Here is a 20,911-nt window from a genome sequence, read left to right as displayed (position 1 = left end):
GAACGGAGGATGTACGCATGACTGCCATTCCCGAGAAAATGAGAGCTGTCGTGGCCTATGCGCCCGGAGATTACCGATTGGAAGAAGTGGACGTGCCGAAGATCGGTCCCGGAGAGATTTTGGTGAAGGTGGAAGCTTGCGGCATTTGCGCCGGCGATATTAAAGCGTATACGGGCGCCCCCAGCTTCTGGGGCGACGAAACGCAGCCCGCTTACATCAAGGCTCCCGTGATTCCGGGCCATGAGTTTATCGGCCATGTGGCGGCCCTTGGAGATGGGGTGACCGGATTCGAAGTGGGGGATCGCGTCATCTCGGAGCAGATCGTTCCGTGCTGGAACTGCCGCTTCTGCAAACGCGGGCAATATTGGATGTGCGAGAAGCACGACCTGTACGGCTTCCAGAACAATGTCAACGGCGGCATGGCCGAATATATGAAATTCACGAAGGAAGCCATCAACTATAAGGTGCCGGCCGACCTGCCGATCGAGGCCGCCATCCTCATCGAGCCGTACGCCTGTTCGTTCCATGCCGTGCAGCGCGCCAAAATCGAGCTGGGCGACATCGTGGTCATCTCGGGCGCGGGAACGTTGGGCCTCGGAATGGTCGGGGCCGCGAAGCAGGCGGGTCCCGGCAAGCTGATTGTGCTTGATCTCCATGACGAACGTCTGGAGCTGGCCCGAAAATTCGGCGCCGACATCGTGCTCAACCCAAGCAAAACGGATGTCGTCAAGGAAATCAAGGGCATGACCGAAGGCTACGGCTGCGACATCTATATTGAAGCGACCGGCCATCCGAAATCGGTCGAGCAGGGACTGGCGATGATCCGCAAGCTCGGCAGGTTTGTGGAATTCAGCGTGTTCAAAGATCCGGTCACGGTCGACTGGAGCATCATCGGCGACCGCAAGGAACTCGACATTTTCGGCTCCCATTTGGGTCCGTATTGCTATCCGCTGGTCATTGACGGCATCTCGTCGGGCAAGCTTCCGACCGAAGGCGTCGTGACCCACAAGCTGCCTTTGGAAAAGTTTCAAGAAGGCTTCGAACTGGTGAAGAGCGGGAAAAACTCGCTCAAAGTGATTTTGGTGCCTTAATGCGGAAGGGTGGTCGGAACGGTGAAGGTGGCATTGGGGAGCGACCATAACGCCTATGAGTTGAAGGAACGGATCAAAACGTATTTGGAACGACACAACCATGAGGTCGTGGATTACGGATGCTACGGCTGCGATGCCGTCGATTATCCCGATGTCGCGTTTCAAGTCTCGCTTGACCTGAAGAAGGGGAAGTTCAACCGGGCGATTTTGGTTTGCGGCACGGGGATCGGCATGGCCATCGCGGCTTGCAAGGTGCCGGGGATCCGCGCGGCGCTGTGCCACGATACGTATTCGGCGGAACGCGCCCGCAAAAGCAACAACGCGCAAATTCTGACCATGGGAGCCAAGGTCATCGGGCCCGAAGCGGCTTTGAAGGTTGTGGAGGCTTGGATCAACTCCGAGTTTGAAGGGGGAAACTCCGGCCGCAAGGTCGAAAAAATTATGGAGAAGGAACAGGAGTTTATCAGGAGGGGCGAATATGAAAAAGTTGATCAACCATCCGGCGGCAGTTGTTGAAGAAATGCTCGAAGGCTTTGTGGCGGCCCACTCCCGTTACGTGCGGCAGCTGCCGCATAACAAACGGTCCATTGTCAGCACCAATACGGTACGGCCCGGCAAAGTCGGCGTCATCTGCGGCGGCGGCTCCGGTCACGAGCCCTCGTTCCTGGGGTTAATCGGCAAAGGAATGGTGGACGGCGTTCCGGTCGGCAATATTTTTGCGTCCCCGCCGCCGGATCCGATTCTGGAGGTTACCAGGGCGGTAGACGCCGGCGCGGGCGTCATCTACCTCTACGGCAATTATGCCGGAGACTGCATGAATTTTGATATGGCTGCCGAATTGGCAGGAATGGAAGGCATTCGCGTCGAAACGGTGAGGATCACCGACGATGTCGCTTCCGCTCCGAAATCGGAAGAGGACAGAAGACGCGGCATCGCAGGCGATTTCCTGGTGTTTAAAGTGGCGGGCGCGGCGGCCGATCAGGGTTACAGCTTGGATGAAGTGGTCCGGGTAACATCCAAGGCCAATCAAGTGACCAGAACGATGGGCGTTGCCTTGAGTCCGTGCTTTAATCCGCAAACGGGCCGTCCGAGCTTCGAGCTCGGACCCGACGAGATGGAAATCGGCCTGGGAATTCATGGCGAACCCGGCGTGCAGAAAGGCAAGATCAAACCCGCCGATGAAGTGGCCGGCGAGCTGTTGGACCGGATTCTCGCCGACATGCCCCTGTCCCGGGGGGACCGGGCGGTCGTTCTCGTCAACGGATTGGGATCCACGACCTACATGGAGTTCTTTATCATGTATCGCCGAACGGCGCAAATATTGGCCGAAAAAGGCGTCGAGATTCACCGTTCTTATGTCGGCGAGTATGTCACTTCGCTGGAGATGGGCGGATGCTCGATCACCCTCATGAAGGTGGACGATGAATTGGCGAGGTTAATGGATCATCCGGCCGATTGTCCCATGTTCGTTCAGATGTAAGGAGGATGCCCATGAAACTGACCAGTGCGGATTTCATTCAAGCGCTGCGCAAGATCGCCGACAGGATCGAGCAAGAGAAGGATTATTTGTCCGAGCTTGATCGCGCCGTCGGAGACGGAGATCATGGCGTGACGATGTCCATCGGCTGGCAGGCCGTCAAGGCCAAGCTGGAGGAATTTGACGGAAACAGCACTTGCGGCGAGATTTGCAAGGCCGTCGGGATGACGTTCCTGAATGCCGTAGGCTCATCCGTCGGCCCGCTTTACGCGACGGCTTTCATCCGGGGAAGCGCGGTTCTGCAAGGCAAAACCGAATTGAACGAAGATGACATCGTGCAATTTTGGATAGCCGCCGTGAACGGGATATTGGAACGCGGCAAAGCGCAGCCGGGAGAGAAAACGATGGTGGACGCGTGGCACCCGGCGATGGCTGCGCTGAAAGCGAGCCGCGAAGCGGGGAAGGATTTGGCGGCCAGCCTGGAAGACGCGGTAAAAGCGGCGGAACAGGGCATGAAATCGACGGCGGAAATGCTGTCGCAAAAAGGAAGATCCAGCCGCCTGGGCGAACGTTCGTTGGGTCACCAGGACCCTGGCGCGACATCCGCCTATATGATTTTGGACAGCTTCACGCATACGATCAAATCGCTTCAATCGCTGGCAAGCTGACCGGCGCGCTATTAAAATCGCGGCTTGCCGCAATAGACGGCGGAACAGGAGCAGCCCTCCTGTCCCGCCGTCTTCGATTATGCAACCGGATGATTTTCGTTCAAGCCCCGCTGTTGCCGCGACAAGAAAAAAAAGGGGCCAAGCCCCGCAAGTAACGTATCCGGGAAGAATTTCACGGACGGACCCGCTCGGGGTCGTGCAAGGTTTCAAGAAAATGCGCTTTTCTGTCCGTACCGTTGAGGAACAGCGTGTGCGTTGCGAGCGCGCCGGACCGGTTCCGGACGCCTTTCAGCAACATTCCGTCCGTAATGCCGGTTGCCGAGAAGATGCAATGATCCGATCCGACCAAACGGTCCATGGGCAGCGCGGCATGCGGATCGGTCAAGCCCATTTCGGCGCACCGCTTGTAATCCTCCTCTCCGGCAGGCAGGAGCTTGGCTTGCATCTCTCCTCCGAGACATTTCAGCGCGACGGCGGACACGACGCCTTCCGGCGCTCCGCCAATGCCGACGAACATATCCGCCTTCGAGGCGTCCAATGCGGGAACAATCGCATAGGTTACGTCGCCGTCGTCAAACAGTTGGACGCGTCCCCCGACCTCCCGAACGGTCTGAATCATCCCGAGGTGCCGGTCGCGCCGCTGGATGACGACCGTCAATTCGGACAACTTCTTTCCGCTCGCGTCGGCGACGATCCGCAAATTATCAATGAGAGGGGCGCGGATATCGATTTTGCCGGCTGCCTGGGGTCCGACAGCCATCTTCATCATGTACATATCCGGCGCGTGCAGGAGGGTTCCTTTGGGAGCGGCGGCAATAACGGCGATCGAACCGCTTTGTCCGTTCACGATCAGGTTGGTCCCTTCAAGCGGATCGACCGCGATATCGACTTCCATTCCTTTGCCGGTTCCGACCTTTTCTCCGATCCGCAGCATGGGCGCCTCGTCCATTTCCCCTTCGCCGATCACGATGGTGCCGTCGATGTCAATCTGATTCAGTTGGTTGCGCATGGCCGTCGTGGCCGCTTCATCGGCATCGGATTTTCTGCCTCTTCCCACCCAGAAGCAGGAAGCTAAAGCCGCCGCCTCGGTGACGGACACGAAATCCAGCGTTAGCGATTTCATTGCAAGCGCCTCCTTTTTCAATTGCAGAACCTGTCGGGTTTCCCGATCGCTGCGCCGCTGTTCAAAAATTCCTTTTCCCGGGCGATGATTTGCCGCACTTTGGGGGCGGACCGGCTGTTTTCGTCAAAGGATACGTTCAAATAAGCCTCGGCAATTTTCTTGGCCGCCTCGTGCCCGATGACTTGGGCGCCCATCGTGATGATTTGCGCATTGTTGCTCAGTTGCGCCCGTTCCGCCGAATAGGTGTCATGGGTGGTCGCGGCCCGGATGCCGGGATATTTGTTGGCCGCAATGGCCACCCCGAGACCGGTGCCGCAAATCAGGATTCCGCGGTCATGCTTTCCTTCGCTGATTCCTTTCGCCACTTCAAACGCGACGGCGGGGTAATCGACCGCATCGCGCGAGTGGCAGCCGTAATCGGCAACCTGATAACCGAGATTTTCCAAATGCTTCTTTATTGCTTCTTTCATCTCAAACCCGTTATGGTCCGATCCGATCGCAATGTTCATCCTTGCTCACCCTTTCCGATGTTTTTAAATCTACGCGTTTTTTATCGATTAAAAAGAAAACGAAAATTATTTTGTATTTCAATTTTATCGTTTATTTTCGTTTCGTCAAGATTTTATTTGTTTTTCTGAAGAAGATTTTCTTTGTCGATACGGCTTGTTCAGGTAGTAGAGGCGGTTTGAAGAACGGATTCGCTGTCACGGCAAGAAGGATTTGTGCGGTTTGTTTTTTTGCAAATTCGCATAAGAAAACGAAAAAATAATTTAATAAAACGAAAACAATCAATAGAATTAATCGGCCGTTTCCCGCCTGCACGCTGATCGTCGCCCAATCGCCGGAAGCGTTTCGCTCCTGCGGCGAAGGCTCGAAGATCCGGCTGACCCGAGAGGAGCCTGTTTGGCTGGATCTTGAAGCGGGAAGCGTATAAGGGAAAAGAATAAAGGAGACAATCTCGTTGATCGTCCGGCAGCGATAACCAACTTTTGCGATGTACCCAGGCTAGATCAGGCGACAAAAGTCGACATTTTGTTGACATTGGGGCTTTCGGCCACTAGATTTATAGTTATAGTCACCTTTAAGAGGTATGAGAGGAGAAGAAACAGACGACATGAAAAAATGGACCGCACTTACGATCGTGCTTCTGCTTCTGGCCGCGGTGATCTCCGCTTGCGGCGGCAACAACGCCAACAAGCCGGACGATGCGGCTAAAAGCGGCGGCAATACGGCGACGGCGGAAGGGCCGAAGAAACGGGTCGCGCTCGTCACGCCGGAGAAGATCGGAGTGAACCAGTTCTTTACGCAAATGGTCGAAGGGTTGGAGAAGGCCGGTTCCGAATTCAATCTCGAAACCAAAGTGATCGAATCGACGGATCCGACGCAAGTGGAGCAGAACCTGCGCGCAGCCGTTGCCGAGAAATACGATCTGATCATTACGGCGGCGTTTTCCGCGGCCGATGCGCTGAAGAAAGTCGCGGCGGAAAACCCGAACCAGTCTTTCGCGATTATCGACACCGTGGTCGATGCGCCTAACGTCCGCAGCATCGAATTCCGCGAACACGAAGCGGCTTACCTGCTCGGCGCCGCGGCGGGGCTGTCGACGAAGACGGGGAAAGTCGGAGCGGTCGTCGCGATGGACGTGCCGCTGCTGAGCAAATACACCTCGGGCTTTGAGCAAGGGCTCAAATCGGTGAAGCCGGACGCCACGCTCCTGATCAACTATGTCGGAAGCTTCACCGATCCGGCGAAGGCTAAAGAGCTTGCGCTTCTGCAGCATTCGAAAGGCGCGGACTTTATCGCCGGTTTCTCGGCGGTCGGCGATTCCGGCGTGTTTGAAGCGGCGAAGGAGAAGGGCTTCTATACGTCCGGCCAGGATACCGACCGTACGGTCGAGGATCCGGAGCATGTCGTGCTGTCCCAGTTGAAAGAAACCGACACCGTTACGTACGAAACCGCAAAAGATTTCGCGCAAGGCAACTTTACCTTTGGATCGGTCAGCTATGGCCTGAAGGAAAACGGCGTCGGCCTTACGTTCGTCACCGCCGATTCGCCATCTCCGTTGAGCCCGTTCATCGGACAAGAAAACGTGGACAAGCTTAAGAAAATCCGCGACGATATTCTGTCCGGCGCGATTGTGGTCAAGAACCCGTTGGCGCCATAATACGTTCGTATCCGAGAACCGAACCGGCTGCCGATCAGCACCGGTTCGGTTCTCGTGTCTTGAGATCCGTTCCGGTGACGCCCGGGTGCCGGAAATTCTCCACCTTGGAACGAAAGGGGAACGTTATGCTGCTGCAAATGGAAGGGATTACAAAACGGTACGGCAGCCTGATCGCCAACGACCGCGTCGATTTTTCGCTTCAGGAAGGCGAGGTGCATGCGCTGGTCGGCGAGAACGGGGCCGGCAAATCGACGTTGATGCGGATTTTGTACGGCGAGGAGCAGCCGAGCGAAGGCCGAATCATCGTCGGCGGGCGGGAGCGGGTGTTCGCGACTCCTTCGGATGCGATCGCCGCGGGCATCGGCATGGTTCACCAGCATTTCATGCTGTTTCCGTCCTTTACGGTAGCGGAAAATATCGTCATCGGGCGCGAGCCGAAGGCCGGCGTGAAGTTCGATCGCAAAGCCGCAGCGGAGCACGTGAAGACGTTGTCGGAGAAGTTCGGCATGCCGGTCGATCCTTGGGCGAAGGTCGCGGATTGTCCGGTCGGCGTTCAGCAGCGCATCGAAATTTTGAAGGTGCTGAATCAGGGCGCAAAAATCATTATCCTGGACGAACCGACCGGCGCGCTGACCCCGCTGGAGGTCGAATGGCTGCTCAAGGCGATCAAACGACTTGCGAAGCAGGGGATCAGCTTTATTCTGATCAGCCATAAGCTGAACGAGGTGCTCGGTTCGGCCGACCGCATTACCGTATTGCGCGACGGTAAAGTCATCGGCTCGGTGAAGGCTTCCGATACCGATGCGGCGGCGCTGTCCCGAATGATGGTCGGCCGGGAGCTGGCGAAGTTCGAGCGGAAGCCGGTCGTGCCGGGCGAGGCTATCTTGACGGTGGACAACGTGACGGTTCTCGGAGACAGGGGAACCAAGCCGCTGCTGGACCGGGTCAGCTTGACCGTGCGGGCGGGCGAGATTGTCGGGATCGCCGGCGTATCCGGCAACGGACAATCCGAACTGCTGCAAGTGGTGTCCGGTCTGCGCCGCGTCCATTCCGGCAAGGTGACGCTTGGCGGCAAGGACGTGACCGGTCTTTCGGCCGGCGAATTCCGCAGGGCCGGGTTGGCGCATATTCCGGAGGACCGCTATTTATGGGGCTCCGCAAAGGAAGAAAGCGTGGCGGACAATGCGATCATGGGGCACTTGGCTTCGCTTAGCAAGGGCGGTATTTTGCGCAAGCGGCTGATTCGGGAAAAGGTAGCCCGGTGGATCGACGCGTTCCGGGTGAAGACGGGTTCGCTGGAGACGAAAGCGAAGCATCTGTCGGGCGGCAACATGCAGAAGCTGATCGTCGCGCGGGAGATGGCGCACGGCACGCCCTTCGTCATCGCGGCCGAGCCGACACGGGGCGTGGATATCGGCGCGATGGAGACGATCCACGAAGCGCTCTTGAAGCGCCGCGACGAGGGGGGCGCGATTTTGCTGGTTTCCTCCGAACTGTCCGAAATTCTGAAGCTGTCGGACCGGATTCTTGTCCTATATGAGGGAAGAGTCGCGGGCGAACTCAGCGCCGGCGACGCAACGGAAGAGAAAATCAGTTTTCTCATGGCAGGAGGAAGCGGCAATGAAACGCATTAACTGGACGGCATACGCACAGTCGCTCGCCGCTCCGCTTCTGGCCGTTGGCGTGGGGCTGCTCGTCGGCGCCATCGCGATCTGGGCCGTCGGCGGATCGGTGGGGACAACCTATGCCGAAATGTGGAAGGGCGCTTTCGGCAGCTTTTATTTCACGGCGAGCACGCTTACGCGGGCCACGCCGATCATTCTGACGGCGCTCGGCGTATCCCTTGCGTTTCGCGCCGGATTCTTCAATCTCGGCGCGGAGGGGCAAATGGTTTTCGGCGCGCTGGCTGCGGCGCTCGCCGCCCTGTATGTGCCGGGCCCCGGGCCGGTGAAGATGCTTGCGGCCGTGGCGGCCGGCATGCTCGCCGGCGGTTTATGGTCGTTGCTGGCCGGTTGGCTCGATACGAGGTTCCGGATGAACCTGCTGATCACGACGCTGTTGCTGAACTATATTGCCGTCTACACGGCCGGTTATCTGGTCGCCTTTCCATTGAAGGAAAAAGGCGGGACCGGCGGCGCGCAGACGGCCATGCTGGACAACAGCGCCTGGCTGCCCAAGCTGTTTGCCGGCACGACGCTGCACGCCGGCTTTATCGTAGCGATTGCCGCAGCGGTTCTTTTGGCGCTGTTTCTCACTTTTACGACCAAAGGGTACGAAATTCGGATGCTGGGCAGCAACCCGCTGTTCGCCGCCTACGGAGGCGTGAAGCGCGGACAGCTCATGCTGGTGAGCATGCTGCTGAGCGGCGCGCTGGCCGGACTTGCCGGCACTTTCGAGGTGCTCGGCACCCAGTACCGCTATATCGACAACATGCTGACCTCTCCGGGTTACGCCTGGTCGGGCATTATGGCGACGCTCCTTGCCGGTTCGAATCCGATCGGATCGGTGCTTGCCGCCATATTGCTCGCCGCGTTGCAGACGGGCGGCATGGGCGTGGAACGCAATACGGAAGTGCCGCTCGAAATTTCAAGCGTCATCCAGTCCAGCTTGATCCTGTTCGTATCGGCGCGGATTACATTCTCCTTTATCAAACGGCGGAAGGCGAGGGCTGCGAATGGGAACGCTGCTTGATTGGTCGCTGCTAAGCGCGACGTTATGGAAAGTGGCGCCGCTTTTGCTCGCGGCGCTGGCAGGGGCGTTATGCGCGCGGGTCGGCATCTTTAATGTCGCGCTCGAAGGCATGATGCTGATCGGCGCCTTTACCGCGATATTGGGTAACGACCTGTTTGGCAACGTGGCGCTGGCCGTGCTGTTTGCGTGCTTCTGCGTCGGATTGGTGTCCTTGCTCTTCGCGTATCTGACCATCGGCCTTCAAGCCAACGCCATTGTCGTCGGGATGGCCATCAATTTTCTGGCAAACGGCTTGACCGCCTTTTTGCTTTATGCGATCTTCGGCGTCAAGGGCCAATATCGCGACAGCACGATGAGCGGGCTGCCGCAATGGCATATCCCCGTCATTCAGGACATTCCGGTCGTCGGCGAACTGCTCTCCGGCCATACGCCGCTTGTCTATTTGGCTTTCGTACTCGTCGCCGTGCTGCAGTTTGTGCTGTTCCGGACGGTGATCGGTTTCCGTCTGCTAGCGGTCGGCGAAAATCCGGCAGCGGCCAAAAGCCTGGGTCTGAAGATCCGGGGCTACCAATATGGCGCGGTCGTCTTCGGCGGCGTGTTGTGCGGGCTTGCGGGCGCGCAGCTTTCGTTGGGCCAGGTGACGCTGTTCACGGAGAATATGACGGCCGGCCGCGGCTTTATCGCGCTGGTCGCGACGATGCTGGGCCAGAGCAACCCGCTTGGCGTCATGGCTTCCAGCCTGTTGTTCGGATTCCTGGATACGGTCAGCACCCGGCTGCAGGGTTCCTCGATTCCGACGCACTTTACGATGATGTTTCCTTATGTCATGACCATTGTCGTAATGCTGTTTTTTAAGGACAAAACCTATTTGCGGCAGTCGGGGCGGCTGGACGGCAAATAAGAAAGGGGATGCGTCATGCACAACAAAGCCGAACGGCTCAAGAAATCGAAAGCGCCGCAAGCGCCGGTCGACGAATGTCTGAAACATCGGCTTCCGCCGGGCCAAATGTTGACGGACCGATTCCCGATTCTCCACGAGGGCGAGGTGCCGGTCTATGATATGGCGAAGTGGAGGCTAAAAGTCTTCGGCGCAGTCGAAACGCCGCGCGAATTTACGATGGACGAGCTGCTGGAGCTGCCGCAAACGAGCGTCGTTTGCGACATTCACTGCGTGACCCGATGGTCCAAGCTCGACACCCGTTGGGAAGGCGTCCGGTTCCGCGATTTCGCGAAAATGCTCGATATTCGGGCCGATGCGAAGTATGTCATGTTCCACGCCGACCCTGATTACGAGACGAACGTGCCGCTCGAGGATCTGATGCGCGACGATGTGCTGCTTGCTTTCCGCTATGACGGCAAGCCGCTGACCGACAAGCACGGGTATCCGCTTCGCCTGATTGTGCCGCACCGGTACTTCTGGAAGAGCGCCAAGTGGCTGCGCGGCATCGAATTTATGACCGAAGACCGGCCAGGCTTCTGGGAACGCAACGGCTTTCACAATGACGCCGATCCGTTCCTGGAACAGCGCTTCTCCGGCGAAGCGCTTCCCATTCCGGAAGACGAGTGGACGCGAAAGGAGTTCGATTAACATGGCGTTGATGCCGATTTTGCGGGTCGATCCGCAGGATATGCCTTCGTTTGCCATTGTCTGCGGCGACCCGTTCCGCGCGGCGGCGATCGCCGAACGGCTCGAAGGGGCGACCGAACTGGCCCATGCGCGGGAATACCGCACCTTCAAGGGCACCTACAAAGGGGTGGAATTGGCGGTGGTCAGCCACGGCGTCGGCGGTCCGGGCGCAGCGGTATGCTTTGAGGAGTTGATCAAAGCGGGCGTGACCACGATTATCCGCGTCGGCACCGCAGGCTCGCTCGCGGGCGATTACCGGGCAGGCAGCCTCATTGTCAGCACGGCCGCGGTGCGCGAGGAAGGGTTGACGCGGCAACTGGTGCCGCTCGCCTATCCGGCCGTAGCGGACAGCCAAGTGACCGATGCGCTTTATAAGGCCGCGCTTTCGGCCAATCCGCCCGGCCCTGTCGGAAAGGGCGTTACCCTGACGGTCGACGCGTTCTTCACCGGGGTCGTGGATACGCCGCATGCGACCTATGAGCGGGCCGGAGTCCTTGCGGTGGAAATGGAGATTGCCGCGTTGTATGTTATAGCCTCGCTGCGCGGCATCCGGGCGGGAGCGATTGTCGCGCTCGACGGCGATTCCAAGTCCGTGGATGAAGAATACGATCCGCACCGCAGCATCGTAGCGGAAGCCGTTGATGCGGAAATTCGCGCCGCGCTGGAGGCGGTCGCCGCGCTGGCGCAAGCGGAGTCGAATGAACGCGAAATATGAGAGCCAAGCGAACCCTGTGTTGTCCGGGACAACACGGGGTTATTTTTCGGCGACTGACCCCTTGGCCAGTACGCTAGATCGCCCCCGTCCGCGGTGCCCAGCCTCCAAGAACTCCGCCCAGTACCCTACATCGCCACAGCCCCGAGCAAGCTATACCCGAGCGCCTATATTGGATTTTGTGCAGGATACCGGCGCCTTTCGCCCATTTTTGGAACGTATGTTGAATTTTCTGCAATGAAACGGCCCGAGAGCCCTGCGGATTCGGCTTCTGCGGTTCAAAAGACTGGATTTATCCGACATAGACCGGCTTCCGGCGCCTGAACGGCGTATTTGGTTGGAACGGCCGCTGCGTCATCCGGGGCGACTTCGGCCTCTGCCCGCTTGCCGTTTCCGATTTTCTTTTCGGGTACAACGTGAATTATGGGCAAGGGCGTCATCCAAAAGTCATCCAAACCTCCGTCAAGCCGCCGTTTTTTTGGTTTCGGAGCGGCGGACCGGCACCAAGTCTGAATAAAGGGAAAATGTAGAAGCATGATAAAGATGGAACGTTTTTGCTTTGACACGATTCAAGCTTAAGGCTTCAAGCGGAAGGAGACCCCATGCGACGGATAAGGCAAAGAAACGGAAAGCCGAACAGCGAGTCGACCGGTGCGGAAGTCGCCGACCAGGGATTGGCGAATATCGGAGACGAACGGATCAGCGGCAACGTGGAAGAGACGATCGCCCGGATTCGGGAAAAACTGGGGGAAAACGACGATTTTACGATGCGCCGGTTCCAAGTGTTCGGGCGTTATCCGGCTGCCATGTTTTATTTTTCCAGCATGATCGATCAAGCGATCGTCAACCGGGACATTCTAAAGCCGCTGATGTATATGCCCGCCTATTTGGAAGACAAGCCGATCGAACAAGACCGGTTAAAGAGCGTGCTGCTCGACGAATCGCTGCACCATAGCGAAGGAAAATCGGAAGACCGTCTCGCCAAGCTGATCGGAGGGATCGTCCGCGGGCAAACGATCGTCGCCGTCGAAGGGTTGGACGCGGCTATCGTCGTCAACACGCGGGACGTCGACAAGCGGTCCATCGACACTCCCGCAACGGAACAGGTGATCCGTGGACCGCGCGAAGGGTTCATCGAGATTTTAAACACCAATATCGCCCTGCTGCGCTACCGCTTGCAAACGTCGGATCTTCGGGTCCGGTCGATGGAAATCGGACGAAAAACCGCGTCCAAAGTTGCGGTTTGCTATATCGACGGCGTTACGAACTCCGATCTGGTCAAGGAAGTGCAGAAGCGCCTTTCCAACATCGATATCGATGCCGTGCTTGACGCGGGCTATCTGGAGCAGTTTATCGAGGACAACCACATTTCGCCTTTTCCGCAAGTGCAATACACCGAGCGGCCGGATAAGGTCGTGGCCAATCTGCTTGAAGGAAGAGTCGCGATTCTGGTCGACGGCTCGCCTCTGGCGTTGGTCGTTCCGACCGTCTTCAGCCAGTTCTATCAGTCGGTGGAAGATTATACGGAACGGTTTCTTCTCATGAGCGCGGTCCGGCTGGCCCGATTTGTGGCGCTCATTTTTTCGCTGGTCTTTCCGTCGCTGTATGTTGCGATCATCTCCTACAATCCGGAATTGATTCCGACCGAATTTGCGGTTGCGGTGGCCGGCGGGAGGGCGGGCGTTCCGTTTCCGGCCGTGATCGAGGTGCTGCTGATCGAAATCTCGATGGAGGTGCTGCGGGAAGCGACGATCCGTTTGCCGCAGCAGGTCGGCGGCGCGCTGTCCATCGTCGGCGTGCTTGTCGTCGGCCAGGCGGCGGTGGCTGCCGGCTTCGCGAGCCCGATCACCGTCGTCATTATCGCGCTTACGACGATCGGCTCCTTCGCGACTCCCGCCTTCAATGTGGCGCTCGCCCTGCGGCTGTTGCGCTTTCCGCTCATCATCATGGCGGGAATTTTCGGGCTATACGGCGTGATGATCGGGCTGATCCTCATCGCCAACCATCTGCTGGCGCTGCAGTCGTTCGGGGTTCCGTACCTGAGCCCGCTGATTCCCTCCGACTACCAGGGGCTGAAGGATCTGCTCGTTCGCGGACCGCTGTGGTGGATGAGCAAAAGGCCGGAGTTTCTCTATCCGCGGGACAAGACGCGGGTCAGCCCCGACACGATGGCTCAAATCAAGTCGCCTCCCGACAAGGTTCTGAATCCGGCCAATCAAAGCGAAAAGGAGCGTTGAGGATGGAACAACCCCCTCGTCAAATAACGGCCATTCAGGCTGCGGCCACGCTAACCAGCACCAATATCGGAGTCGGCGTGCTTGCGCTCCCGCTTTTTACCGTACAGGCGGCCAACTCCGGCGCGCCGCTCGTGACGCTTCTCGGCTTTCTGCTGGCGTTTGTCGGCTTTGTGCCGTTAGTTTTGCTCGGGATGCGCTTTCCCTCCCAATCGTTCGTGCAATACAGCGAGGCGATTATCGGAAAGTGGCCTTCCTGGATCGGGAGCGCGTGCGTGATCGCCTTTTTTGCCGTTCTGACCGCCTTTACGTCCCGCGAGTTCGGAGAAGTGGTGATTACGGCGGTCCTGACCCGGACGCCGGTCGAGGTGACCGTCATCGTGATGCTGCTGCTGGCCGCCATTTCGACGCGCAAGGACATCACGACGTTCGCGTACATCCACCATTTTTATTTTCCGCTGCTGCTCGTCCCGGTTCTGCTTATCGGCGCGCTATCGCTCAAAAACGCCGATGTGATCAATCTTCTGCCTATTTGGGGCAACCAGCCGACCTTCATGCTGGAGGGCATCCTGACGACAGCCGCGTTATTCGAAGGTTCGTTCGTCATAGCCGTGGTCATCCCCGCGATGAAGCGTCCCGACTATGCGCTGAAAGCGAACTTCTGGGGCATGCTGGTCGGAGGGGCGCTGTACGTCATGATCGTCGTGGCGACGGTCAGCGTATTCGGGGCTGAGGAAACCTCCAATTTGCTGTGGCCGACGCTGGAGCTCGCCAAGGCAACCTCTTTGCCCGCCAACGTATTGGAGCGTCTGGATGCGGCGTTTTTGGCCGTATGGGTGACAACCGTCTTTACGACCCTGCTGTCCAGCTACTTTCTTACGGTCACCGAATTGCAAAAGCTGTTTCGGCAGCGCGAGCATAAAATGTTTTCTTTGTTTATGCTGCCCTTTGTTTTTTTCATCGCCATGCTGCCCCAGAACATTTCGCAAATGTACGCCACGATCAAAATCGTCGGCCGGATCGGCCTGATTGTGACGATCGTCTACCCGACTTTGCTGCTTGTCATCGCCATCATCCGGAATAAAAGAGGGGAGCACGCCGATGCTCAGCAGATGGGCAAAAACGATTAAATTGCCGCTCGTGATCCTGATCGTCTTTCCTCTGCTCTCGGGTTGCTGGGATCGCCTGGAGCTGGAGGAACGGGCCGTCGTGCTCGGGATCTCCATCGATACGGCCGAACCGGAAGAGGTGCAGCAGGAAGGCGCGATCACCTTTCACAGCGACAATGTTTCCTTTCCCAAAAAAGATTTGATCAGCGTCAGCGTGCAGATCGCCATTCCCGGGAAAATCCAGCTCGGTCCGAGCGAAAACAGCGGTTCCGGAAAAGGCGGGACGGTGCAGTCGGTTTGGGTCGTTAAAGTGGTCGGCTACACGCTGGACGACGCGCTCGTGAATTTGCAGCAGCAGATTTCGGGCCGGCTTTTTTACGGCCATCTGCGCGTCATCGTGGTCTCCGAAGCCGTGGCCCGCAGAGGAATGGAAAACATCAACGATTTCCTTCGCCGCAATTCGGAGGTCCGAAGAATGGCCTGGATGCTGATCTCGCGCGGAAGAGCGGAAGAGCTGATGAAATCGAAGCCGCAGCTGGAACGGGTTCCGACCCTGTATTTGATCTCCACGATGGACAGCGCCGTCCGCATGGGGAGGTTTCCGCAGAATTACATCGGCATGTTCTGGAGCAATATGTCGAAGAAGGGCCAGGAAGCGTTTCTCCCTTATGTCGAAATGAAAAAGGAACAGAACATCGAGCTCAAGGGCCTGGCTTATTTTCGGAACGACAAAATGGTAGGCGCGACCCGTTCGCTCGAAATGGGAACCTATATGTCGCTGAAAGGCGTCAATCCGGCCGGCTACAGGGGTTTTGTCCAGATCGGCAATCCGCCCGGCACGGTGACCGTGTATGCGACTTCCCGCAGAGCTTCGGTCAGCGTTCGCATTATCGACAACGTCCCCCATTTTCAAGTGAACGTATTTACGGAGATCAATGTAGAGGAGAAGTTCAGCGATACGTTTGCCTTGAACAATTCCAGGGTTCTGGAAGAAATCCGGAAGGAAAACCGGAGACAGCTTTCCGAAGCGGCCGAAAGGCTGATTAAAGAAACGCAGCGGGCGGGATCGGACATTTTCGGATTCGGCGAGTACTTGCGGGCCAAACGTCCGGGATTTTGGGACCGGCGCGTCAAGACGAAGGAACGTTGGCAGGAGATGTACAAAACCGTATCCGTGGACGTCAAAGTGGATTCCCGGGTCCGCAGAATCGGCATGAAAGCGAAATGACAAACCGCAACGGCACGGGAAGGAGGCGAAACGAATGTTCCAGGTTGGGTATGCGAGTTCGCTGGGGTACGTCGTCGCCATATGGTTCCTGACCGGATTTCTGATTTTGCTGTTCGACCGGAAGGAACTGCGGAAGAAGAAGTTGAAAAAAGAAGAAAGGGTCGCCGCCGTTCTCGGCTGGCTTAACGTATCCCTCGGCATTTTGCTGTGGATCGGGAACTGGGCGCTGCAAAGATTGGGGTAAACGTGAAGCAACGATGCCGCTTGCCGGCTCCGCGACGGCGCCCGGAATGCGGCGCGAACCTGTCCGTGCATAGCTCCGGCGTCCTTTCATTGTCCGCAGGAAGGACGCCGGGTCAACGGAAAAGGACTGCTTCGTCCGCTATGGTGGGGTAGCGGACGAGCAGTCCTTTTCGAATCTATATATGGATAAAAAGGGGGTGTGAAGATAGAGTAGCCGTACAGGCTGAACGGCAGGTGAAGGAAAGCTTAAATTTTCATTAAAATAACCGCTTGACAGAACGGGATTGCAGCCGTAAAAGTGGTATATACACGATTGAAAGCGATTGCACAAGCTTGATTTAGCCAAAGGAGCCGATCTGGTGAAAAAAGGATTCATCGTTTTGATTATCGCTTGCTGCGTTGTGCTTTTCGGATTTACGCTGTCTTCCTTTATCCGGATTTTCCAGTACGATCTTTCCGTTCCCCGCGAGATGCAGGGCCAAAGCACCGGCTACCGGATCGTGCTGATTACCCGGGAAATGGACACGCCGTTCTGGAACAAGGTGGAGCAGGGAGCGGCCGAAGCCGCGAGCCGGTACGGAGCGGAGCTGGCGGTATGGGGGAGCTACGGCACCAATCAGGAGGATTTTCTGCGGAATATGGAGATCGCGATCGCCTCCAAGGTGGACGGCATTATCATCCAGGGGATGGACACGGACGAGTTCAACCATCTGGCGACCGTGAAGGCGGCCGCCAACGGCATTCCGATTTTTACGATCGCCAACGACGTCTCCTTCAAAAACAGCCTGCGCCGCACGTACATCGGTTCCGATCATTACAAGGCCGGCCGCATGATCGGCGAGCAGCTGGTCAAGGATATGGGGCCGAAGGGCAACGTCGTGCTGCTGGTGTCGGACCGCAAGGAGGATTATTTGACCAAGCGGTCGGAGGGCATCCTCGACGTTCTGAAACGCTACCCCGGCATTCGCCCGATCGTCGCCGCGGCGGGGAATACGCGCGAGAAAGTGATCAGCCGGACGAACGACATCATGAACAAGGTGCCGGATATCGACGCGTTCGTGGCGGTCTGGGCGGGCCATGCGAGCGCCATGGTTCAGGAAATATCCAAAAGAGCGCATTTGGGCCAGTTCTACGTCTACTCGTTTGACGACAATTCGGAGATTACGGCGCTGCTTCACGAAAAAAAGATGAACGCCATCATCGAGCAATCGCCGGTAGAAATGGGAGAGCTCAGCGTGAAGCTGATGGTGCAATGGCTGACGCGGGAGGCGTTCCCGCTCGATTACGAAGGGTATTACACCGATATTCGGCTGCTGAAGGCGGATGACGCGGCATGAACACCATCCAGCGCAAAATCTTGCTCGTAATCGCGCTTGTCGTCTTGATTATGGCGGCAATCTGGATCATTCTGACGTACTATAACCAAAAGATGCAGGACCAGTACAACGGCATTTTGCAGCGGTATTTGCAGATGAACGAAGCGCCCGCCTCCAGCCATCAGCTTATTACGTCCCTCAACGACTACGTGCAGTCTCCTTCCGCCTCCAAGCTTTCCAACCTGGAAGAGGGCAAGCGCCGGCTGATCGAAACCCAGCGGAGGATCGCACAGCTTCGCAACGACGCCAACGACTTTACGCTGACGAATTATTTGAACCTGATCGACAGTCTGGTCGAATCCGTCAACCGCACGATCCGCTTTATCGGCGAGGTCAACAAGGAGGAGGCGCTGAACGATTTTACCGAGGCGGCGAGGCTGTCGGAATACATTTCGGAGATGACCTTGACGTTGATGGATACGGAATTGAAGGCCTACGACCAATTTTACCGGGACATGATCAAGCAATCCAGCGAGCTGAAAAAGCTGGGCATCTGGATGCTTGCCCTTATTACGTTCGTGCTGCTGCTGTTGACCTATTGGTTTTCGCTCGGCATTACCCGGCCCATTCAGAAGCTGGCTCACGCGGCGCGCGAATTGTCGCGCGGCAGGTTCGACACTCAAATCGACGTGGCCGGCAGCGACGAAATCGCGTTTCTAGCCCGCACGTTTGACCGGATGCGGATCAACATCAACAATCTGTTCTCCGAAATCCAGCAGAAGGCGCAGCTTGAAAGCGAGCTGCAGAAAAACCGGCTGCTGCTTCAGGAGAGCCAGCTGCGAAGCCTGCAAAGCCAGATCAATCCGCATTTTCTGTTCAACACGCTCGATATGCTGTCCAAGAAAGCGTATTTGGAAGGGTCGGAGGAAACAAGCGACCTGCTGGCCAGCGTTGCCGGGCTGCTCCGCTACAACCTGAAGCGGCTCGACCGGCCCGTGACGCTGTACGACGAGGTCTGCGTGCTTCGGGAATACATCGGCATCCAGAAGACGCGGTTTACGGACCGCCTGCGATTTGTGGAGGACGTGGACGAGTCGTGCCTGTTCATCCAGCTGCCGGGGCTGACGCTGCAGCCGATCGTCGAAAATGCGGTCATTCATGCGATCGAGCCGCTGGAGGACGGGGGAACGATCGTCTTTCGGGTTCGAGACAGCGGGGACAGGGTGATGGTGGAAATCGAGGATGACGGAACGGGGATGCCGGAGGAACGTGTCAGGCAAATTATGGAAGAACAAACGGCCGCTCAATCCGGCGGCGGTCATTCGACGGGCATCGGCTTCGGCAATGTAGTCCGGCGTCTGCGGTTGTTCTATAACCGTCCGGACGTGATCGACATTGTAAGCGCCGAAGGCGAAGGGACCCGGGTGACGCTGCTGCTGCCCAAAGTCCGCGAGAATGCGGAACGGCCCGGCGCGGCGGCTGCGCCTTAAGTTTCGGCATTGAAAAAAGGCGAAAGGTTGTGAACGCGATGAAGCTGCTGGTTGTGGACGACGAGCAGATTGAACGGGAAGGCATGCTGGCGATCTTGCGCAAAGGGTTCCCCGATGCGGAGCTTGCGCAGGCGAAGAACGGCAAGGCGGCCGTGGAGCTCGTCGCGGAGTATCGCCCGGACCTGGTTCTGATGGATATCAAGATGCCCGGCATGAGCGGGCTGGAGGCGGTCGAGCGGATCAGCGCCCAATATCCGGAGACGAAATTCATCATGGTGACGGCGTACGATACGTTCGACTATGCGCTCCAGGCGATCAAGCTCGGCGTGAAGGATTATTTGCTGAAGCCCAGCAAGGCGGCCGAGATCACCGAGACGGTGGCGAAGGCGCTGCGGGAAATCCAGATGGAGCGGGAAGCCCGGCAAAGCAGCATCCGCGACCGGAACACCGTCGAGAAAATGATGCCGGTCGTCGAGGCCGACATTGTGACGCAGCTGCTGTTCGATCACGTTCATGAAGTGCATTTGGACGAAATGGTCAGCCTGCTCGGCCGGCAAACGACCAAAGAGGCGTTTGTGCTGGTGATCGATTTGCGCCGGGCCCCGTCCCCGGAATCGTATTATGCGGCGGTGAAGGAGAAGCTGCGCCAGTTGGGCAACGGCTGGGTCGGAGCGATAAGCTGCCGTCACATTCCGCTTGTCGTTTTCCTCGAGGAGGGCAAATCGTACCGGGCCCAGGCCGCGTCGATGGCACGGCAATTGCTCGATTTGGCGGAACGGGCTCCGCAGACGGAATGCTTTATCGGCATCGGCAGCGCCTATTCGTCTTTGGACCGGATTCGCTATTCCTATCGGGAAGCGCTGCTTGCTCTTTCCGAGCACGCGCTGCCCGCCAGGCACCGTTTCTACGAGGATGTGCCGTCTGCCGCCGAATGGCTTTCGTCCGATTTTCCCGGAAAAGAAAAAGAAATGCAGCTGCTGGACCACGTCCGGCTGGGGCAATGGGAGCGCGTCCGGGAGACGGTCAAGCTGACGATCGAACGGCTGGAGACGGCGGGAACGGAGCTGAATCTGGCGCAGCAGCGCGTGCTCGAGACGGTGTGGCTGGTCTCCCGGCTGCTGACCGATATGGGCGTCGAAACCGAGCCTCCGTATTTCTCGTTCCGGGTCGGGGACTTCCGGCAGCTGCGCGCGGAGGCCGACGGCCTGATCGGCAAGCTGCAGCAGGCGGCGGAACGGCACAGAAGCCGGATCGAGCCCGATGTCGTCCAGAAGGTGAAGATGTATATTCTCGAGTTTTCGCATTTGGACCTGTCGCTGGAAGCCATCGCCGAGCAGGTGGGGCTGAGCCCGTTTTATTTGAGCAAATTGTTCAAGGAGCAGCTTGGCGTCAACTATATCGATTTTCTGACGGAATGCCGCGTCGAGCGCGCCAAGACGATGATGGCCGATCCCAAACTCAGCCTCAAGGAAATCGCGTACGCGGTCGGGTATCGCGATCCGAATTATTTCAGCAAAGTGTTCCGCAAAATGTGCGGCGTCCCGCCGACCGACTACCGCAAGCAGCTGCTCGGCAGGAAAGGCTAGTTTCGGGAACAGCCGCCTTGAAGCCTTCAAAAAAATCCAGATCGAAGCAAGAGATTCCAGAAATCCGCTTCTCCCCGCGCGCGCTCCGCATGGTAATCTCAGCAATGTAAGCATTTACATTTTAGGTTTACATTTTAGGATGGAAAAAGGAG

At 57.6% G+C, this 20,911-nt stretch carries 19 protein-coding genes; 17 read left to right on the top strand and 2 right to left on the bottom strand.

What is annotated here, in order from left to right; all coding sequences use genetic code 11:
* Positions 1 to 17: 17 nt before the first annotated feature.
* From F560_RS0102880 to dhaL, 4 genes are read left to right on the top strand one after another with little or no spacing between them, the layout of a single operon-like run.
* On the top strand, positions 18 to 1,091 hold the full coding sequence (locus F560_RS0102880) for an erythritol/L-threitol dehydrogenase (protein ID WP_019004203.1): 1,074 nt from the start codon (positions 18 to 20) through the stop codon (positions 1,089 to 1,091).
* A gap of 21 nt (positions 1,092 to 1,112) precedes the next feature.
* Positions 1,113 to 1,607, top strand: a complete 495-nt coding sequence (gene rpiB / locus F560_RS0102875) for a ribose 5-phosphate isomerase B (protein ID WP_033395722.1) — start codon at positions 1,113 to 1,115, stop codon at positions 1,605 to 1,607.
* Entirely contained in the window at positions 1,570 to 2,571 is a 1,002-nt protein-coding gene (locus tag F560_RS0102870) for a dihydroxyacetone kinase subunit DhaK (RefSeq protein ID WP_019004201.1), read from the top strand. Before rpiB (F560_RS0102875) ends, F560_RS0102870 begins: the two co-directional genes overlap by 38 nt.
* 11 nt (positions 2,572 to 2,582) lie before the next feature.
* On the top strand, positions 2,583 to 3,236 hold the full coding sequence (gene dhaL, locus F560_RS0102865) for a dihydroxyacetone kinase subunit DhaL (RefSeq protein WP_019004200.1): 654 nt from the start codon (positions 2,583 to 2,585) through the stop codon (positions 3,234 to 3,236).
* 172 nt (positions 3,237 to 3,408) lie between these two features.
* Here dhaL and glpX read toward each other — a convergent pair whose 3' ends face one another.
* Positions 3,409 to 4,359, bottom strand: a complete 951-nt coding sequence (glpX, locus tag F560_RS0102860; RefSeq protein ID WP_019004199.1) for a class II fructose-bisphosphatase — start codon at positions 4,357 to 4,359, stop codon at positions 3,409 to 3,411.
* A gap of 17 nt (positions 4,360 to 4,376) precedes the next feature.
* Positions 4,377 to 4,868: a ribose 5-phosphate isomerase B gene (rpiB, locus tag F560_RS0102855; RefSeq protein ID WP_019004198.1), complete on the bottom strand. Its 492-nt coding sequence runs from the start codon at positions 4,866 to 4,868 to the stop codon at positions 4,377 to 4,379.
* 605 nt (positions 4,869 to 5,473) lie between these two features.
* Here rpiB (F560_RS0102855) and F560_RS0102850 point away from each other — a divergent pair.
* The 13 genes from F560_RS0102850 (at position 5,474) to F560_RS0102785 (ending at position 20,759) form a co-directional block, all read left to right on the top strand.
* On the top strand, positions 5,474 to 6,523 hold the full coding sequence (locus F560_RS0102850; protein ID WP_019004197.1) for a BMP family lipoprotein: 1,050 nt from the start codon (positions 5,474 to 5,476) through the stop codon (positions 6,521 to 6,523).
* A gap of 125 nt (positions 6,524 to 6,648) precedes the next feature.
* The gene (locus F560_RS0102845; protein WP_019004196.1) at positions 6,649 to 8,157 is read left to right on the top strand and encodes an ABC transporter ATP-binding protein; all 1,509 of its coding nucleotides are present in this window, start codon (positions 6,649 to 6,651) and stop codon (positions 8,155 to 8,157) included.
* The gene (locus F560_RS0102840; protein WP_019004195.1) at positions 8,144 to 9,214 is read left to right on the top strand and encodes an ABC transporter permease; all 1,071 of its coding nucleotides are present in this window, start codon (positions 8,144 to 8,146) and stop codon (positions 9,212 to 9,214) included. Before F560_RS0102845 ends, F560_RS0102840 begins: the two co-directional genes overlap by 14 nt.
* A complete protein-coding gene (locus F560_RS0102835) occupies positions 9,198 to 10,115 on the top strand; it encodes an ABC transporter permease (protein WP_019004194.1) in 918 nt (305 codons plus the stop codon). Before F560_RS0102840 ends, F560_RS0102835 begins: the two co-directional genes overlap by 17 nt.
* Positions 10,116 to 10,130: 15 nt before the next feature.
* The gene (locus F560_RS0102830; protein ID WP_019004193.1) at positions 10,131 to 10,802 is read left to right on the top strand and encodes a sulfite oxidase-like oxidoreductase; all 672 of its coding nucleotides are present in this window, start codon (positions 10,131 to 10,133) and stop codon (positions 10,800 to 10,802) included.
* Position 10,803: 1 nt separating this feature from the next.
* Complete coding sequence (locus F560_RS0102825) at positions 10,804 to 11,556, top strand: nucleoside phosphorylase (RefSeq protein ID WP_019004192.1); 753 nt, start codon at positions 10,804 to 10,806, stop codon at positions 11,554 to 11,556.
* A 599-nt stretch (positions 11,557 to 12,155) separates the two neighbouring features.
* Positions 12,156 to 13,790 carry a spore germination protein gene (locus F560_RS0102815; protein ID WP_019004190.1) on the top strand — a complete coding sequence of 545 codons (1,635 nt, stop codon included), beginning with the start codon at positions 12,156 to 12,158 and terminating at the stop codon, positions 13,788 to 13,790.
* A 2-nt stretch (positions 13,791 to 13,792) separates the two neighbouring features.
* A complete protein-coding gene (locus F560_RS0102810) occupies positions 13,793 to 14,917 on the top strand; it encodes a GerAB/ArcD/ProY family transporter (RefSeq protein ID WP_019004189.1) in 1,125 nt (374 codons plus the stop codon).
* Entirely contained in the window at positions 14,889 to 16,124 is a 1,236-nt protein-coding gene (locus F560_RS0102805; protein WP_019004188.1) for a Ger(x)C family spore germination protein, read from the top strand. Before F560_RS0102810 ends, F560_RS0102805 begins: the two co-directional genes overlap by 29 nt.
* A gap of 34 nt (positions 16,125 to 16,158) precedes the next feature.
* Positions 16,159 to 16,368 carry a CLC_0170 family protein gene (locus F560_RS0102800; RefSeq protein ID WP_019004187.1) on the top strand — a complete coding sequence of 70 codons (210 nt, stop codon included), beginning with the start codon at positions 16,159 to 16,161 and terminating at the stop codon, positions 16,366 to 16,368.
* A gap of 358 nt (positions 16,369 to 16,726) precedes the next feature.
* Positions 16,727 to 17,704, top strand: a complete 978-nt coding sequence (locus F560_RS0102795) for a sugar ABC transporter substrate-binding protein (RefSeq protein WP_019004186.1) — start codon at positions 16,727 to 16,729, stop codon at positions 17,702 to 17,704.
* Complete coding sequence (locus F560_RS0102790) at positions 17,701 to 19,173, top strand: sensor histidine kinase (RefSeq protein ID WP_019004185.1); 1,473 nt, start codon at positions 17,701 to 17,703, stop codon at positions 19,171 to 19,173. The genes F560_RS0102795 and F560_RS0102790 overlap by 4 nt, the downstream gene beginning before the upstream one ends.
* A 38-nt stretch (positions 19,174 to 19,211) precedes the next feature.
* Positions 19,212 to 20,759, top strand: coding sequence for a response regulator (locus tag F560_RS0102785; RefSeq protein ID WP_033395720.1), 1,548 nt, complete (start codon positions 19,212 to 19,214; stop codon positions 20,757 to 20,759).
* Positions 20,760 to 20,911: the final 152 nt, after the last annotated feature.

The sequence above is a fragment of the Cohnella laeviribosi DSM 21336 genome, assembly GCF_000378425.1.
GTDB lineage: Bacteria > Bacillota > Bacilli > Paenibacillales > Paenibacillaceae > Cohnella > Cohnella laeviribosi.
Note: the sequence above shows the minus strand (reverse complement) of the source record. Positions and strands in the feature narration are given on the sequence as shown.

Excerpts from the sequence above, each read along its gene's own strand:
- F560_RS0102880 (WP_019004203.1), top strand. The coding sequence starts at position 18 with ATGACTGCCATTCCCGAGAAAATGAGAGCTGTCGTGGCCTATGCGCCC.
- F560_RS0102870 (WP_019004201.1), top strand. The coding sequence starts at position 1,570 with ATGAAAAAGTTGATCAACCATCCGGCGGCAGTTGTTGAAGAAATGCTC.
- dhaL (WP_019004200.1), top strand. The coding sequence starts at position 2,583 with ATGAAACTGACCAGTGCGGATTTCATTCAAGCGCTGCGCAAGATCGCC.
- glpX (WP_019004199.1), bottom strand. The coding sequence starts at position 4,359 with ATGAAATCGCTAACGCTGGATTTCGTGTCCGTCACCGAGGCGGCGGCT.
- rpiB (WP_019004198.1), bottom strand. The coding sequence starts at position 4,868 with ATGAACATTGCGATCGGATCGGACCATAACGGGTTTGAGATGAAAGAA.
- F560_RS0102850 (WP_019004197.1), top strand. The coding sequence starts at position 5,474 with ATGAAAAAATGGACCGCACTTACGATCGTGCTTCTGCTTCTGGCCGCG.
- F560_RS0102845 (WP_019004196.1), top strand. The coding sequence starts at position 6,649 with ATGCTGCTGCAAATGGAAGGGATTACAAAACGGTACGGCAGCCTGATC.
- F560_RS0102840 (WP_019004195.1), top strand. The coding sequence starts at position 8,144 with ATGAAACGCATTAACTGGACGGCATACGCACAGTCGCTCGCCGCTCCG.
- F560_RS0102835 (WP_019004194.1), top strand. The coding sequence starts at position 9,198 with ATGGGAACGCTGCTTGATTGGTCGCTGCTAAGCGCGACGTTATGGAAA.
- F560_RS0102830 (WP_019004193.1), top strand. The coding sequence starts at position 10,131 with ATGCACAACAAAGCCGAACGGCTCAAGAAATCGAAAGCGCCGCAAGCG.
- F560_RS0102825 (WP_019004192.1), top strand. The coding sequence starts at position 10,804 with ATGGCGTTGATGCCGATTTTGCGGGTCGATCCGCAGGATATGCCTTCG.
- F560_RS0102815 (WP_019004190.1), top strand. The coding sequence starts at position 12,156 with ATGCGACGGATAAGGCAAAGAAACGGAAAGCCGAACAGCGAGTCGACC.
- F560_RS0102810 (WP_019004189.1), top strand. The coding sequence starts at position 13,793 with ATGGAACAACCCCCTCGTCAAATAACGGCCATTCAGGCTGCGGCCACG.
- F560_RS0102805 (WP_019004188.1), top strand. The coding sequence starts at position 14,889 with ATGCTCAGCAGATGGGCAAAAACGATTAAATTGCCGCTCGTGATCCTG.
- F560_RS0102800 (WP_019004187.1), top strand. The coding sequence starts at position 16,159 with ATGTTCCAGGTTGGGTATGCGAGTTCGCTGGGGTACGTCGTCGCCATA.
- F560_RS0102790 (WP_019004185.1), top strand. The coding sequence starts at position 17,701 with ATGAACACCATCCAGCGCAAAATCTTGCTCGTAATCGCGCTTGTCGTC.
- F560_RS0102785 (WP_033395720.1), top strand. The coding sequence starts at position 19,212 with ATGAAGCTGCTGGTTGTGGACGACGAGCAGATTGAACGGGAAGGCATG.